The organism is Enterococcus gallinarum NBRC 100675 (assembly GCF_001544275.1).
Classification (GTDB): Bacteria; Bacillota; Bacilli; order Lactobacillales; family Enterococcaceae; genus Enterococcus_D; species Enterococcus_D gallinarum.
On sequence record NZ_BCQE01000049.1, the window covers coordinates 1 to 14,878 of the forward strand.

The following is a 14,878-nucleotide window of genomic DNA, read 5'->3' on the forward strand; positions in this document are numbered from 1 at the left end:
CCCAATAAGTTACTATAAAAAAGAAAAGACTGTAGACCTTATCCATAAATTGGATTTTGTCTACAGTCTGTAACGAAGTTCAACTTCGTTCTTTTCTTTTGGATTTTTTATAAGAAAAACAGCTATAACTTTCTGATTTTTATCACATTTACGTTTACATGAAAGCGATGTACATCTCAAAAATCAGATTAAAACTTTGATTAGAAGAGAGTATTTTTTTTGAATCTTTCCGATAAAATTCTACACGGTTTTTAGTGCAAAGCCCCTTTCTGTGTGGAATGATTTTTTTAACTGTTATGTAGCAATGTTTGTCTTTTGTAATTTCTTCCCATGATATGACCTCCCATGTAGAAAATGCCAGATATGAAAAGGCAATTTTCCACTTCAAAATCATAAAGGAAAAATCCGTCTTAATTCCGTCAATAATATTGTTTTTTAGCAGGATATAGAAAAAGGTTATTGCAGGTCAGCATACGCTGGAGCAATAACCCTTTGTTATCTCAAATCTGTTTGTGCGTTTAATTTATCCCGATAATACTTTTGTTTGTCAGCAGGGATATGGTTGCAGAAGTCATCAATCCATCTCTGGCACTTCTCAAATACCTGTTCGTCAAGGTAGTAATTGGGGTAGTCTGCCAGTATTTCATGCTCCCTGTCAATCTGCTCTGTCAGTTGGATTGTAAAATCCATATACTGCTTGTGCAGGTTGTGTGCATATACGGAAAAACCCAGTGTCATAATAAGATAGGTTATCCGCTCAAAATCCTGCAATGTCATTTCCGCACGTCCTGTCAGCAAATCACGGTCATGCGGACTACATAACGATAAAAACGTGCTTTCCTCTTTTTCCAACAACTCCATATATTGACCTCCGCAATATTATACTTTGCTTTTTAGTTTCTTTGTCACCACATAAATAAATTCTTCTGGGGTAGGTGTCCTGTCCCCAAAGTATCTACTGAACTCTGCCTGTTTTTCTGGGTCTGGATTGCTCCGTGCTTCATCAATGGTTTTCTGCATTTGTGCCCTTACTTCCTTGACGGAAATACCATGTTGACGGGCAATAGTTTTTAACAGGTCTTTTGTATCTCTTTTCTTAAAGCCAATCATATACATACCTCATTTCTTATATACATTTCAGTTATAGCATTCGTCACTATAACTCATGGAATGATTTATTTTATGACACCATTATAATACATTTTTACAAAGGTTACAATATAGAGGAATACTTTTAATGAAAGGAGTGTGCCAGCTATGGAGCTTGACTTTAAAGCCATAGGAAAAAGAATAAAAATAGCGAGAATAAACCAGAACATGACACAGGAAACCGTTGCTGACAAAATAGGTGTCACTCCACAACACGTCAGTAATATCGAAACTGGAAATTCCAGTGTCAGTCTAACAACACTTGTTGCGATTGCAAATCTTCTGAAAGTGTCAGCTGATGAATTGCTATGTGATACAACCTTAATGTCAAAGCCAGTCTTTGAAAAGGAAGCAAAAGAATTGTTCAGCGATTGCAACGAATATGAAATACGTGTTCTGGTGGACGTGATGAAAGCAACAAAGGCTTCCATGCGAACTGTGAAGCTGTTTGAAAACATAATAAACAAGAGCGAATAAAACCGTAGCGTGTAGATCACATGAATGTGAATTACAGCTACGGTTTTTCTTCGTTGAATTTATAGCCCACACCCCAGACAGTTAATATGTACTGCGGATTGTCTGGAAACGGCTCTATCTTCTTTCTTAGTTTCCGTATGAATGATGTGAGATTGCTTCCCTCTGGGGCATTGTGGAAGCCCCAGACATTTTCATATAGTTGGTCTTTCGTAAATACCTGCCCTTTGTGGCAAAAGAGAAAATATAACAGGTCAAATTCTTTTGAAGTTAGATATATAGATTTTCCATGTTCATTTGTAAAAGTACGTGTATACACATCTATATCAAAACCAGTTACTCTTTTCTCAATAAGTATAGGGTTACTTTCAAATTTAGAAGATAGCCATTTAACAGTTTGCTGAAACAAGTGTTCTTCATTATCATCAAACGAAACTACTAATAACTTCCCATAAATACCACCGCCTCTCACTATATAAATAATTCTTTTTATATCTTCATAAATAAATCAAAATTCTTTTTTTTGTATTTTTTTTGATAACAGATAAGAACTCATTATCAAGACAAGAGAAAGCGTAAGCACCATTAAAATTAGAACCACTGTATTTGATTGGAAATAACTTATGACTTCCATTACATTCTCATAAAAAACCAGATTTTTCATTAGTTGATTTATAAGAGGAATACCAATGGCAAAGCAAGCAATATACGGTAATATAGCCATAACACTACCTTTAATATAATCAAATTTATAATAAAACGGATATTGAATACTGATAAAAAATATTGCTATAAATATTGAAAGTGATAAATATTGAATGCCATATAACCAATTAATATTTCCTTTAATAAGAATAGAAAGTACAGTAAAGATAATAAAGGACACAATAGCTGTTATCCCTATAATAATAAGAGAAAATAAATATCGACTTAGAATATGAGCTGATTTTTTTATTGGTAAAGTTCCATACAACTTATTAAAATTACTCCGCTCTGTAATTGAAAATAAAACATTCAGCATAAAGGCTACAAAAGTAAGAGTTACCATAATACTTGTTCCTAAGTCTGCTACTATTCCTAAAATAATTGGAACAAGCAAAAACGGAAACATAAATTTGGATAATGGTTTCATTGCGTAAAAATCTAAGTTTATTAATTGTTTTGTCATTTTAATCATACTCCTTTATTTGTTAATATGAATTAGGATTTCATCAAGTGTAGCTTTTTCTACAATTATACTATCGGAAATATATTTCATATTTACCACATTTAATAATGCTGTAAATCCTGTTTTACCTTTTTGAATCCCTATTAATTTTGTTTCTATATTAGGTGTTAAATCCTCAATCCCACCTTTAACTATACAATATTTGTCGAATAGTTCATCTTTCACACCAGTATAAAATATTTTACCGTCATTCATAACAGTAAGATAATCAGCGATTTTATCTAAATCAGAAGTGATATGTGTAGAAAAAAGGATACTATTATTTTCATTTTCTATATACTCTAGTAAAATATCTAGTAATTCATCACGAGCAACAGGGTCTAAACCGCTTGTTGGTTCATCTAAGATTAATAATCTAGCTTGATGGGAAAGTGCTACTGCAAGATTTAATTTCATCTTCATTCCTTTTGATAATTCCTTTATTTTTTTATTCATACTGATATTAAATTTATTTAAATAAGTATGAAAAGATTTTGTGTCCCACTTTGAATAAAAAGGTGAAACTGCTTTTTCTATATCAGAAATTTTCCAATCCTCTACGAAAAATAAATCATCAAACACAACAGCAATATCTTGTTTATAATTATGACCATTTTTAGTATCATTTCCAAATACCTTTACCACACCATTTTCCTTTTCCAATAGGTCAAAAATCAGTTTTATGGTAGTTGTTTTTCCTGCACCATTTTCTCCAACCAGACCCATTATAAAGCCTACTGGTAAAGTAAATGAAACATTATCTAATTTGAAATCTTTAAATGTTTTTGTTAAATTGCAAATTTCTAAAGCTTTAGTTTTCATTATTTAATTCCTCCGTTAAAGTTTTGATAATTTCAAATAATTCTTCATTAGATTTACCCAACATTTTTGCACATTTCCATATTTCCGTGAAATGTTCTTCAATAATTGATAATACTTTTTCCTCAAGTATATCTCGATTAATTTCTTTTACAAAACAGCCTTTACCTTGAACAATCATAATATATCCATCATTCTCCAAATCAGTATAAGCTCTTGTTGTTGTAATCACACTAACCTTTAATTCTTTTGATAATTGTCTTATTGAAGGAAGTATTTCTCCCTGTGCAATCTTACCTGCAAGTATTTCTTCTTTTAATTGTTCATATATTTGTTGATAAATGGGTACTTCAGATGAATTTTGTATAATAATTTTCAATTTACCACCCCCCTAACATTCTAGTGTTCATATTCACTATAAACAGTATAATCAATTTTTTTGTATTTGTCAATCATACGTATATGTAATTAGAACTGGCTTGCAAAAATGACAGTTTAATATTTTGCAAGCCTTAATTATCTAAAGTTATCCTATAATCTTCCAATTACTATCTTTATGAAGTACAAGCTCAAACTGTGAAATCTGTGTAGCCTTTGTTTGATTGTCAAGGAATTTCACTGACACGCTCACTTTCACATTTTCCCCATCCTGCGTGAATATAGGGTTTATCAACTCTGAATACAGATAGTCGCCGTTTATCGGTTCAAGGGCATTCCCAGCCACGTAATAGGCAAGTTCCTTTTCCGTAGCGGTTGGATAGAGCTTGAAGAACGTTTCCAGAAATGCCGTTGTGTCTGTCATGGTTTCAGCGTCCACCGTTCCGTCTGCTTCCTGTGCCTTTGCCCCAGCATAGACTTCATCTTGCACGGCTTTTGAGATTTCATCATAGGAAGCTCTGACGTTATCACACTGCCAGCCCAGATGAACGCTTAACCTCTGCCACACAACGCATTGTTCCAGCAAGTAAAGCTGTTTATGGTTCAGCCCCTTATGGCTTGCCCCATACTGCTTGACGTATTCAAGGGACAGGGCAACATCCGCTATCTGGTCGGCACTCATGCGTGAGCTTGCGTCAGAACGTGTTTTATAACCATTTTCAAAAGAGGTGTTGATGTCGATACAGTAAGCCGTTTCGCCCTCCACCTGCATAATGCTTTCATGGAATGTAGAACCGATACTGCCGTCATTCATAACCTTTTCTACATATCCTGCCTTTTCCTCTGCGTCCGTCCAGTATTGCTTTTCTGACGCATGGACTGCCGAAGCTGGCAGGGCGGTAAATACGGTTGCAAGGGTAAGCATACCTGTAAGCAATCGCTTTAATTTCTTATTCATATTTCTTAATGCTCCTTTCATTTGGGTAATAAAATAGCCGTCCATTTCTGAACGGCTGAAAATAGAAAAGGAACGCTGATTTTGGGCGTTCCATAGTCTATGAGTGTTATTCAATTTTGATACTTCAATACTGATGTGCTGTACCATATCTTTGCAAATCTCGGAATATCGGCGTATCAAGGCTCATTCGTTAGTAGTAAATAAGTAGTAAAATGAATGTTTTCAATCCCTTGAAATGCTGATAAGTACAGTGTTTTAGCGGATAATCATTTTTTTACTGTGTTTTTTATTAAAAAATTCAAAGAGACAACAATAAAGCTAAGTCCTAGTAAAATAAGATAAGTAGCTTCTTTTTCTCCTGTCTTAGGTAAGACTTCCATATATGTTTCCTCATTAGAAATACTTTTTTCAGATAAAAGACTTATCATATTGTGTTTTTCTGCTTCTTTTGTTTGACTTACTTTTGTAGTTTTTGTAGGAACTGTTGAAGTTCCCGGAAAAATTGGTTGATCTGGTTTTTCCGGTCTATTTGGTTCTTCTGGAACAGTAGGTTGTTCTGGTTCAACTGGTTTATCTGGTTCTGTTGGTACTTCCGGTTCCTCTGGAACAGTGGGTTGTTCTGGTTCTATTGGTTTACTATTATGAACAACAATGGTTACTAAAGAGTCAGGTTCTATATCTAACGATAATACATTATTGTCAGAATAAGTAACAACATACTCATTTCCTGATTCCCGTACAACATACTCTAAGGGTTGGTATCCTGCTTCTAATGGTAAATGAGTGAACTGATAGTACCAATTATTTTGTTCATTTAATTGGACGGTATCAATAAGAAATTCTTTATTTCCATATTTAACAAGCAATTCAATTGTTACTTCTTTTTTCTCATTTTCCAGCTCTGCGGACCAATCTTTTTTCACTTCTAAAGAGAAATCTTTTCCTTTATCTCCAAAAATGACACTACCATTTGTTCCAATCGCTCCACCACGTGCTGCTATGTTGTTTTCAAATATAACCGAAGCAGCTTGTCTAGCTAGTTGTAATGCTCCTTCATTAGAAGTAGTTTTTAAGCTGATCGAATGATTTACCACATTACTAATGTCAAATTCAACCTGCTTATCAGAATACCGAGATACTTCTTCATTTTCGTTATCTCCATCAATATACCAATAAACTTTGCCTCCACCTAGCATACGAGGGTCTAAGGTAACTAGAAAATCAGTGTCTTTTTCTTTACGAACACTTGTAAAATCGTCTCCACTATGTGTTGCTATATTACTATCAAAAGCTACACCATTTGAAACATAAATCTCACTCGTGCCTGTCGGACAATACCAAATACCTCCACCACTTCCAGGCATCAAAACCACTTTATCTTTTAAGTTACTCATAACTAGTGGAATATCTTTATCATCTACTGCTTGATTGTTATGAATATAGATATTGTTCAGTTTCAAAACATATGGCACACTACTTAAATAAATTCCACCACCATACCTAGTAGCTTCATTATTACGTATGGTCGCTTTTTTTATGATCGTATCATCACTTGAAATGTATAACGCTCCACCTACAAATGCATGATTGGAATCAAAAAGGCCATCATTAATGGTTAAATGTACACCATAGCCCATTTGTTTCCATTGTTCATGACTATAATCTTTTGCGATAGGATTAATTGTACTTCCAGCATCAGACCCTAAAATGTAGCGATCACTTGTCCCTATAACACCACCAAATCGACTTTTGTTTTTTCTGAAATAACCACCGTCGATTGTTCCATTACTTGCCCAATCAAAGAACAATACACCGCCACCATTATCAGAAGTATTATTGATATACTCTCCATCAGAAATAGTTGTTGTTCCTTTTATCCCAGTAAAAATTACACCGCCATGAACAGCAGAATGGTTTCCCTCAAATATTCCGCCATTAACTGTTACTAAACTTCCAGTATTTGCAATTACTGCTCCACTGTCATAAAGTGTGCGATTATTAAGAAATTGCCCATTATTTATAACAACTTCTCCTTGATTTCTAACACCTATTCCTGCAGAAGAACTTTCCCCATTTAATAAATCTCTCGTTGGAGACAATGAAACATTGCCAATTGTTTGGGAATGGGACAAAAGATTTCCTTTGACAACACCATCATTAAAAATTATTTTCCCACCATTTACATACAAAGGAGCCGACTGCATTCCTGAATTATAGGAATTTTGAAATGTTGCATGATCAATAATTACTTCCGCCTCTTTATGAACTGTGATAAATGTTCCTTTATCAGAAGTATTGGTCATATTTTCGTATCTATTTTGTCCAATTTCTTTTCCTAATCCGTCAAAAATAATCGAATCATTAGTTTCTCCTGCTAACGTAAATCGACCAGATAAAACATTAAACATTGTTTTACCTAATGAAAAATTGTTATCATTTTTCAAATCAAATATAAACAACACTTTTTCATTCGGACGATTACGCAATGTAAGATCTTTAGCAACTGTGATTGTATCTGTAAAACGATATTCTCCACCTGAAACCCAAATTTCCTGCGAACGACTTGGATCTTCTAGTGTTTCTTTTAGTGATTGAAAACTATTATTTTCCAATGAAGAACGACTTGTCTCTCTTTTTTCTCTCTTTGTTAAAGAAGAATTCATTTCTGTAGATCTTAGAGCACTAGATGTAGCTGTTAATTCAGATTCATCATCTATCAAGACAGATTTCTCGTCAATCTCTTTTTCTGGACTCTTTTCCTCTGCTTCATCCGAGATAGCGGTCTCATTTCTAACTTCAGAATCTACCGTTTCTATAGGTTGAACATTTGTTTTTTCTTCAACCTCAACATTTTCTGATGAAGTAGTTACTGACTGATTTTCAGTTAAAGAAGCAGCATCTATTCCAGTTTTTTCTAAATCAGCATCTTTTTCTACAAGGATATTCTCTGTTGAATTTTCTACTGAATTTATTTTCTCTTCTTCAGATGTAACAGGTGTCATTATTGAAGATAACTCTGAATCTGGTTGTTCTTCCGCAAAAGCGCATGTACTAAATATTCCAAGACTTAACAAAGAAAACAACAACAAGAGCATACCAATCAATGGCGTTCTTTTCTTTGTCACTTTGTTCACTTCCTTCACTTATTGTTAAAGAATAAACAAAAAGCCCCCGTCCTCCTTTCCGTCCTATATTTTCTTTACAAATTTATTTTACAAATGATACTCCTTTTTTGTCAATTGAAAATGAACAGTCATTTTCAATTATAATTTGATTTTTTTAACAAATAACGACATCGTTCGATAAACGAATGAACACCTATTGTTTTAGTATAAGAAGTTGGAATCTCGTATCGTTTACTAAACTCTTTAACGGTATACATTCCTTGATGACCAACACTTTGTGTATATACAACAATCATATCAGCTTTTCTCACTGTAGCACGTATACGCTTTTCAGATTCATCCCCGGTTAAATATAAAAATATCCCTTTCCGTTTTTCTACGGCTTCTCGATTCTTCTTCTGTAATTTTTGGTGATCTCCCCCAACCATTAATATTTGTTTTCCATCAAATATACTAGGAATCTGCTCTTTTTTTCGTTCTATATCTTTCTTTTTCTTTTCTATGTGTAGTGGTAAAGTTTTTTCTTTTTCTATTGTTTGCTTAGGTACGCTATGTTTCCAAATAACAACACCTTTTAATAATTCGTTCTTAGGGGATGCATAGTCAATGACATCTCCCTCTTTTAAATGGAACCGTTGAATATCTGTTTTGGATAAAATGATTGTTACTGGAATTTCAAGTGTCTCATCTTTAATTGTAATCGAAAGTTCACCAATATCTGACTTCTCCACAATACAGAAAGGATATTCCTCACGATTGTCTTCTAGTGGTTCCTTTTTTACCAATTGGAATTGATAGTATTGCTCATCTTCCTTCTTGACATCAATCCAATCTCCTGTTTCCCACTGATTCTTTCGTATAACCTTTTCCGGAACATATACCTGTGCTTTTTCTAGCCAACCACCACGTAATCGGCGAATCAATCGTTCGCCTGTTACTTCTTTTTCAACCACAGATTGTACTACTGTTTCGTTATAAGGAATCTTCTTTTCTAGAGAAGAAATAAGAACGAGCGCCTGCCAAAGTTCTTGAATGAATCTTTCTTTCTCTTCTATATTTTCAATGGTTAATTCATTGATCGTTTCTAGTAGTGCCTGTTTGATGTAGTCAAAATAAGTCATAAAATCCCCCTTTTTTTCTTTCAATAACTAACCGTACATACCAGCGAAAGTACGCTATTAAAATACGGAGTTGCGTCAACCTTGGATAATCATGACGAAGAAACCGATAATTTTGAATGAAATGTCGGATACTTATTTGTTGCCAATTTTCTTGAATTAAAAATTGGCCTCGTGTCGTTTTCTTTGGAAAACGTTTCGCGATAAATACATCTAAAATACGGACAACCGTCATAGGTGGTTGTTTCTTTTTTTGATACTTCTTTGTTGGAATATTGATCAATCCTCCTTTTAGTAGGTCTTTCCATAAGTAAGGATTCTTCTCTTTATAACTGAACATAGGTTCTTGCAAATCATTTGGTAATTTAAAGAGCTGTTCTCGTCCGTCCAACCATTGAATTTTTACACAAATTTTTTTCTTTCTCTTATTCACCTCACTCCTCTCCTTTCATTTCTAATTCTTTTTTGATTCTATAAATGGTTGGTCGACTAACCCCAGTTTCTCTTGCAATTGCACTAATTCCCCACTCGGCTTTTAACATCTCCACAATACGAGTATAGATAATTTGTTTTTGTCGATTTTTACTTACTGGAGAATAATCTACAGGTCGACCTCGATAATGTCCCTTTGCTTTCGCCAAAGCAATTCCTTGTTCTTGTCTTCGTTTTGATTCCATACGTTCTTGTTCTGCCATCATTGCTAGAACCTGTAGTATGAGGTCTTTGATGAAACGATCCAATAAAGGATGATCAATTGCTTCTGTCATGATTGGCAAGCTAGTAATCATTAATTGAACATCTCGCTTTTTCAGCCATTGAATCGTCTCAATGATCTCATCATAATTTCTCCCTAATCGATCAATTGCTTCAACTAGAAGTGTATCTCCTGGACGAACAAATTGAAGTACGTCTTGAAAGACTGGTCGCTCTTTGATTGTTGCACCAGACTGTTTCTCAATAAACCATTTTTCAACAGAAAATGATTTCATTTCTTCTATCTGACGTGATTCATTTTGGTCAGTGGATGATACACGAATATAACCAATACGCATAATTTCCCACTCCATTTTCTTTACACTTATAATTTACAAATAGAAGCTTGATTTAGCAAGATTCTGTTTTGTAACGTTTAAGTATACTCTATTTTTACAATCTCTCGTTCCCGCGCAGAAACGCGCGTTTTTTTGTTTCGTTCGCTTAGCGTACGAAACTGACTAAAGTAAATAATAAAAAAGGCCGAAGCATTCGCTTCGATCCGTTCATTCACCTCTTATTTCTTTTTCTTGCATGAACGCTATTTCTAATCCTCAAAAATTTCCGGAAGGATTCGATCAAAAAATGCCCATTCATTTGCGGAAAATGGACTTCCATCTTTTTTAGTCATCGTCAATACCATTTCTTTTAGAGAAAGTTTGATCGTATAGTTGATCCGGTCATACGGATTATACGTATAGCCATATAATCGGTACATCATATGATTTTTTAACGAATACAACTCATATTTTTCTCTTACTGCCTCTTTACTAATCAAAATTTTGTAAGAATAAACCATTCGATTTTTTTTCATTATCCAACGTAAATTCACCTTACTTTTTATTATATCCTAAATATTCTTTTATTCGTTCATAAGAACATCTTGCATAGACGACACCTAAAATTATCCCCAAAACAACTGTACCAATAAAATGATAAGGATAGTTCTCTGCCAAAATCCCTTACCAACTTAACTACTATGTTAGCTACAAAAAAGATAATATTCCCTATCAAGATAATCTGCGTTATTTTTCATCTGTTCACTTTTACTTAATAAGGGGAAGTAGATTTCTCTTCATAAAAAAGGTCGTGTCTTTTTATTATTTGTTCTACATTTTCTATATTCTCTTTATTTACACCTATATATAAATAATAATCATAACCAAAATGAATAACTAATTGCTCATGAGTTAATTTCCCCCAAATAAACTCTCTAAGCAGCAATTTCATAACTAATGGTATATTATTAAGTTGTATTTGTTTATTTTTATTTAAATTGTTATACATGTTTTTTAAAAATTCATTATCCTCGATCAAAGTATCAATATCTCTACTTTTCTCAAATTGAGTTAGTAAAAATCTATTTATATCTAAACTTTCAGCTATTTCCAATACTGTATTTATATATTTTAGTTCTACAAGTTTATAATCATCTAACGTAAATATTTTACCCTCAAATTTTTTTCCGATATCACTATATGATGTCCACTCGTTTCTTATATATTTTCCATTTTCATCTCTAAACTTATAGTCATATTTTGAAACTCTTAAAAATTTCACACTAATCACCTATCCTATTTAGATCTTCATCATAAGTCCCACTTCTAGTATCTTTACTTCCCAAATCCTTGACATTATTTGCGCCTTTCCAAGTACCACCATTATGAGAGTCAACATCCGGTGTTATATATTGGGGTTTCCGTTTTGTATTTTTGAAAACGGGCTGTCCATACAATCGTTCATTTGTCTTTATATATCCCAATTCCTCAGCTTTTTTTGTGCTTCTTTATTCGTTATATTATTTATGATTAGATTTTGGCCAGGATGGATCGTATAATTTTTGATCTTGTTACATTTCACTAGATCATCCATACTCACGCCGTATCGATTGGCGATCAACCAAACAGAATCCCCTGCTTTTACGGTATAGCTGGTTCCGCTTTTTCCTGCAGGAGTTGAATGACTCTTGGTCGTACCTTTTTTATTTAATAATTCAATTATTGTTTTTCAATACTTATAGAAAGCATTGTTCCAAAACAAAGACTAGCAATTGTACTATCTTCTCTTAAAATTCTCAAATACGTATCTTCCTTTTTTAATTCAGTAATATTATCAAAATCTCCATAAAAAATTTCTTTTTCTTTATAGGTCAAGAACACACTAATTTGATTTTCATAGGTTCTTATAAAGATTTTTAAAGTAAAATCATCTTTGCTAATTTTATACATTATATTGCCATCACCTATATTATCAGTCAAACTTTCACTTTCAGATAGAAACAATTCCATCAAGTCTAATTCATCATATTTCATTTTTTCAGTCTCCTTTATTTAGGTATTACTGTAATCACATCATTTCTTTTTCTTGTATAAACTCTACTTTTTACTTATCGTCAATGTCATTTTTCTTAGAGAAAGTTTGATTGTATAGTTGATCGGATCATACGGATTATACGTATAGCCATATACTTGGAACATCATATGATTTCTTAACGAATACGACTCATATTTTTCTCTTACTGCCTCTTTACTAATCAGAATTTTGTAGGAATAAACCATTCGATTCTTTTCATTATCCAACGTCCATTCACCTTACTTTTTATTATATCTTAAATATTCTTTTATTCGTTTATAAGAACACCCTGCATAGACGATTCCCACAATCATTCCAAAAACAACTGCACCAATAAAATGATAAAGAAGAGTTACTTTTTCCCCATAGGTTCGATAGAAATTCGTCATGACAATCATCATGAATCCACTATTACATACGGCATACATAAAAAATAATCGAAGAAAGAGAAGAGAAATTGTTCTCTTTCGAGCAATCCTTCTATAAAAAACATACATCCAATAGACATAAATGAATAAAGAAAGCAACAATAAAAATAATTTTAGAATAAACCACCATGAAAAATGTGGATAAATTAAAAAATCAAGGAAGCATAGGAGCGGAACAAAAGAAAAAAATCGATAAGAATGAGACAAGTATTCCCAAAATGTTTTTTATTTTAAACGTTCCATTTGTCGATAAAATTTCTTATCATCCATCATCTCCATCTTCTCTCACTCCTTCTCTTTTAAATCGCTTCTTTTTTCAACTTTAGTTCTTATACCCTATTAGTAACTTAATTAGTGAGCTTACCCCTTACTACTCAAAGCTTTACAAACTGACGTCAAGTAGATAGTAAAGTACCTTTTTTATTTTGTTTTAAATCAATATATATAGCTTATTTTCAACAATTCAAATAGTATCTACCATCCAGCCTTAAATATATTCTATTATCAAGCTTTATCAAACCATTCCATTCATAAATTCTTTCTTCATCACTATCCACATAAATCACTACCAATTCATAGTTATCGGGGATTGGATTTATTGAAAACTCAGAAGTATTAATCATGTTACTTAACTGAGATACAGTGTAATTATCATCTGAGAAAAACAATATGTTATCCAACATGTCTTTTTTCATTTCATTCAGATCTTTATAATTTTTATGATGAGGACTAGATAAAAGCCACATATTTACTAAATCTTTCTTTTTCACTTCTGGTAAATACTCTAGTAACTCTTCATCAAAATAATTATTATCAACAAATTCTTTAAACTCTATGCTGTCAAAAATTATAGGTTGATATTTGTATTCTTTTTGAAGTAAATCAGGTTCCCGAGGAACTGCCACTTTTAAGTCATTAATACATTTTATTATTGAATAAAAATCTTGTTCCGTACCGTAATTCACTCTTAAAAGATTTTCAGAATCTACTTTTTTTACCATTCCTAGTAAACTACCATTATGAATAAGAACATTGCCTTTTTGAAATTCACACCAATCGTTATACTCACCTGATATAGTATATTTATATTTTTTCATTTTATTTTCTCCTTTACCTTAATGAAGGTATCTTTATAAGTTCTGGTAATTCATTTTACTTTAGAGAATCTTGACCAGTCAGATTCAGGGATAAATGTACGGTGTATAATACTATCTCCTTTTACTGTAATATGGTAAATCCCTTTTTCACCATTTACAGATCCTCTAGCTAAGTGTTCTATCCTTCCATCCGCTCTAGTTACTACTGGATTAGATAAAATATCATTATCCAAGCCTTTGGGAAAATCATGATATAGGAGGTCTAATTTTGCTTTTTCAATTACACTATGACTATATTTATACTCCCTTTTAATTTCACTGGCTTTCTCAACCAATACTTCTGATTCAGTCTTAGGAACGGTTGTGACCACAGGTTGGTCTTCTACTTTTGGTGTGGTTGTAATCGCTGGTTTGTCAACCACTTTTGGCGTGGTAGTCACTCCAGATTTTGATTCCGCTTTTGGTGTCGTGGTAATCGCAGGTTTTGCTGGTGTAGAAACAATTGTTTGAATCGTTAAGACTTGACCCGGATGGATCGTATAATTTTTGATCTTGTTCCATTTCACTAGATCATCCATGCTCACGTCGTATAGATTGGCGATCAACCAAACAGAATTCCCTACTTTTACGGTATAGCTGGTTCCGCTTTTTCCTACAGGAGTTGAACTTTTGTCGCTGTTTTCCTAATGAAATAAGTTGCTTGATCGTCAATTTTTAACCTGGATAGATCGTGTTGTTTTTGCTCTTATTCCACTGCACAAATTTTGAGGATGTTTATTTAGTTATTTAGTTTCCCAAAAAAATTTAATATCTTCACGATTTATCTTTTCAACTTCAATAGATTTACAAATGATTTTCATTGTCATAATTGTCAGATCTATAGTAAATTCTACAAAATCTTCATTCTCTGAATTTATATTCACAAAGATTTCTTGTCCATAGTAGCCAGAAGAGGGTTTCACATCCCTAACTTTATAATCTCCTCTCCAATTAGCATCTGTTTCATAATCAACTTTATAA

General features: G+C 33.0%; 22 protein-coding genes and 1 pseudogene. 2 read left to right on the forward strand and 21 right to left on the reverse strand.

Translation table 11 applies throughout. The annotated features are described in order from the left end of the window. Positions 1-495: 495 nt before the first annotated feature. Both EG2_RS17375 and EG2_RS17380 read right to left on the reverse strand, forming a co-directional pair. Positions 496-861: a hypothetical protein gene (locus EG2_RS17375; protein WP_010709778.1), complete on the reverse strand. Its 366-nt coding sequence runs from the start codon at positions 859-861 to the stop codon at positions 496-498. Between the two features lie 18 nt (positions 862-879). After that, complete coding sequence (locus tag EG2_RS17380; protein WP_010709779.1) at positions 880-1,110, reverse strand: sporulation initiation factor Spo0A C-terminal domain-containing protein; 231 nt, start codon at positions 1,108-1,110, stop codon at positions 880-882. Positions 1,111-1,257: 147 nt separating this feature from the next. Between EG2_RS17380 and EG2_RS17385 the strand changes: the two genes are divergently transcribed. Continuing rightward, entirely contained in the window at positions 1,258-1,626 is a 369-nt protein-coding gene (locus EG2_RS17385) for a helix-turn-helix domain-containing protein (protein ID WP_010709780.1), read from the forward strand. A 37-nt stretch (positions 1,627-1,663) separates the two neighbouring features. Here the strand turns inward: EG2_RS17385 and EG2_RS17390 are convergent, their stop codons facing one another. From EG2_RS17390 to EG2_RS19835, 16 genes and pseudogenes are all read right to left on the reverse strand, one after another. After that, positions 1,664-2,095 carry a winged helix-turn-helix domain-containing protein gene (locus EG2_RS17390; RefSeq protein ID WP_010709781.1) on the reverse strand — a complete coding sequence of 144 codons (432 nt, stop codon included), beginning with the start codon at positions 2,093-2,095 and terminating at the stop codon, positions 1,664-1,666. Positions 2,096-2,131: 36 nt separating this feature from the next. Beyond that, positions 2,132-2,791, reverse strand: a complete 660-nt coding sequence (locus EG2_RS17395) for an ABC-2 transporter permease (protein WP_016252505.1) — start codon at positions 2,789-2,791, stop codon at positions 2,132-2,134. 15 nt (positions 2,792-2,806) lie between these two features. Then, the gene (locus EG2_RS17400) at positions 2,807-3,652 is read right to left on the reverse strand and encodes an ABC transporter ATP-binding protein (RefSeq protein WP_010709783.1); all 846 of its coding nucleotides are present in this window, start codon (positions 3,650-3,652) and stop codon (positions 2,807-2,809) included. Then, entirely contained in the window at positions 3,642-4,028 is a 387-nt protein-coding gene (locus EG2_RS17405; RefSeq protein ID WP_010709784.1) for a GntR family transcriptional regulator, read from the reverse strand. Before EG2_RS17405 ends, EG2_RS17400 begins: the two co-directional genes overlap by 11 nt. Positions 4,029-4,175: 147 nt before the next feature. Continuing rightward, the gene (locus tag EG2_RS19990; protein ID WP_018345288.1) at positions 4,176-4,451 is read right to left on the reverse strand and encodes a conjugal transfer protein; all 276 of its coding nucleotides are present in this window, start codon (positions 4,449-4,451) and stop codon (positions 4,176-4,178) included. Positions 4,452-4,484: 33 nt separating this feature from the next. Continuing rightward, a pseudogene (locus tag EG2_RS19995) lies at positions 4,485-4,985 on the reverse strand (Cys-Gln thioester bond-forming surface protein); the annotation flags it as partial. A 266-nt stretch (positions 4,986-5,251) separates the two neighbouring features. Beyond that, positions 5,252-8,110, reverse strand: a complete 2,859-nt coding sequence (locus EG2_RS19425; protein ID WP_249024322.1) for a Cna B-type domain-containing protein — start codon at positions 8,108-8,110, stop codon at positions 5,252-5,254. Positions 8,111-8,244: 134 nt separating this feature from the next. Further along, positions 8,245-9,231 carry a DUF2325 domain-containing protein gene (locus tag EG2_RS17420; RefSeq protein ID WP_010709787.1) on the reverse strand — a complete coding sequence of 329 codons (987 nt, stop codon included), beginning with the start codon at positions 9,229-9,231 and terminating at the stop codon, positions 8,245-8,247. Then, entirely contained in the window at positions 9,218-9,661 is a 444-nt protein-coding gene (locus EG2_RS17425; protein ID WP_010709788.1) for a DUF7679 family protein, read from the reverse strand. Before EG2_RS17425 ends, EG2_RS17420 begins: the two co-directional genes overlap by 14 nt. Position 9,662: 1 nt before the next feature. Then, positions 9,663-10,280, reverse strand: coding sequence for a recombinase family protein (locus EG2_RS17430; RefSeq protein ID WP_010709789.1), 618 nt, complete (start codon positions 10,278-10,280; stop codon positions 9,663-9,665). A 248-nt stretch (positions 10,281-10,528) separates the two neighbouring features. Then, entirely contained in the window at positions 10,529-10,795 is a 267-nt protein-coding gene (locus EG2_RS17435; RefSeq protein WP_060815588.1) for a hypothetical protein, read from the reverse strand. A 236-nt stretch (positions 10,796-11,031) separates the two neighbouring features. Further along, positions 11,032-11,541 (reverse strand): hypothetical protein, encoded by a 510-nt coding sequence (locus EG2_RS17440; RefSeq protein ID WP_060815589.1) that lies wholly within the window; start codon positions 11,539-11,541, stop codon positions 11,032-11,034. Position 11,542: 1 nt separating this feature from the next. Beyond that, the gene (locus EG2_RS17445; protein ID WP_060815591.1) at positions 11,543-11,743 is read right to left on the reverse strand and encodes a toxin C-terminal domain-containing protein; all 201 of its coding nucleotides are present in this window, start codon (positions 11,741-11,743) and stop codon (positions 11,543-11,545) included. 235 nt (positions 11,744-11,978) lie between these two features. After that, entirely contained in the window at positions 11,979-12,293 is a 315-nt protein-coding gene (locus EG2_RS17450; RefSeq protein ID WP_060815592.1) for a hypothetical protein, read from the reverse strand. Positions 12,294-12,356: 63 nt separating this feature from the next. Then, positions 12,357-12,560 carry a hypothetical protein gene (locus EG2_RS17455; RefSeq protein ID WP_060815594.1) on the reverse strand — a complete coding sequence of 68 codons (204 nt, stop codon included), beginning with the start codon at positions 12,558-12,560 and terminating at the stop codon, positions 12,357-12,359. 12 nt (positions 12,561-12,572) lie between these two features. After that, a complete protein-coding gene (locus EG2_RS19835; RefSeq protein ID WP_253263440.1) occupies positions 12,573-12,722 on the reverse strand; it encodes a hypothetical protein in 150 nt (49 codons plus the stop codon). A 167-nt stretch (positions 12,723-12,889) separates the two neighbouring features. On the opposite strand from EG2_RS19835, the gene EG2_RS19840 reads away from it, so the two are divergent. Next, positions 12,890-13,087 (forward strand): hypothetical protein, encoded by a 198-nt coding sequence (locus EG2_RS19840; RefSeq protein WP_227331203.1) that lies wholly within the window; start codon positions 12,890-12,892, stop codon positions 13,085-13,087. Positions 13,088-13,216: 129 nt separating this feature from the next. Here the strand turns inward: EG2_RS19840 and EG2_RS17465 are convergent, their stop codons facing one another. The 3 genes from EG2_RS17465 to EG2_RS19260 form a co-directional block, all read right to left on the reverse strand. Beyond that, positions 13,217-13,858 (reverse strand): hypothetical protein, encoded by a 642-nt coding sequence (locus tag EG2_RS17465; RefSeq protein WP_060815595.1) that lies wholly within the window; start codon positions 13,856-13,858, stop codon positions 13,217-13,219. A gap of 50 nt (positions 13,859-13,908) precedes the next feature. Further along, positions 13,909-14,424 carry a hypothetical protein gene (locus EG2_RS17470; protein WP_060815597.1) on the reverse strand — a complete coding sequence of 172 codons (516 nt, stop codon included), beginning with the start codon at positions 14,422-14,424 and terminating at the stop codon, positions 13,909-13,911. Between the two features lie 216 nt (positions 14,425-14,640). Continuing rightward, on the reverse strand, positions 14,641-14,878 hold a 238-nt coding region (locus EG2_RS19260; protein WP_218002388.1), incomplete at its 5' end, for a hypothetical protein.

Bases quoted from the DNA above. Each gene is read 5' to 3' on its own strand.
- EG2_RS17375 (WP_010709778.1), bottom strand. From the start codon at position 861: ATGGAGTTGTTGGAAAAAGAGGAAAGCACGTTTTTATCGTTATGTAGT.
- EG2_RS17380 (WP_010709779.1), bottom strand. From the start codon at position 1,110: ATGATTGGCTTTAAGAAAAGAGATACAAAAGACCTGTTAAAAACTATT.
- EG2_RS17385 (WP_010709780.1), top strand. From the start codon at position 1,258: ATGGAGCTTGACTTTAAAGCCATAGGAAAAAGAATAAAAATAGCGAGA.
- EG2_RS17395 (WP_016252505.1), bottom strand. From the start codon at position 2,791: ATGACAAAACAATTAATAAACTTAGATTTTTACGCAATGAAACCATTA.
- EG2_RS17400 (WP_010709783.1), bottom strand. From the start codon at position 3,652: ATGAAAACTAAAGCTTTAGAAATTTGCAATTTAACAAAAACATTTAAA.
- EG2_RS19990 (WP_018345288.1), bottom strand. From the start codon at position 4,451: ATGACAGACACAACGGCATTTCTGGAAACGTTCTTCAAGCTCTATCCA.
- EG2_RS17420 (WP_010709787.1), bottom strand. From the start codon at position 9,231: ATGACTTATTTTGACTACATCAAACAGGCACTACTAGAAACGATCAAT.
- EG2_RS17430 (WP_010709789.1), bottom strand. From the start codon at position 10,280: ATGCGTATTGGTTATATTCGTGTATCATCCACTGACCAAAATGAATCA.
- EG2_RS17435 (WP_060815588.1), bottom strand. From the start codon at position 10,795: ATGAAAAAAAATCGAATGGTTTATTCTTACAAAATTTTGATTAGTAAA.
- EG2_RS17450 (WP_060815592.1), bottom strand. From the start codon at position 12,293: ATGAAATATGATGAATTAGACTTGATGGAATTGTTTCTATCTGAAAGT.
- EG2_RS19835 (WP_253263440.1), bottom strand. From the start codon at position 12,722: ATGACGAATTTCTATCGAACCTATGGGGAAAAAGTAACTCTTCTTTAT.
- EG2_RS19840 (WP_227331203.1), top strand. From the start codon at position 12,890: ATGAAAAATGTGGATAAATTAAAAAATCAAGGAAGCATAGGAGCGGAA.
- EG2_RS17465 (WP_060815595.1), bottom strand. From the start codon at position 13,858: ATGAAAAAATATAAATATACTATATCAGGTGAGTATAACGATTGGTGT.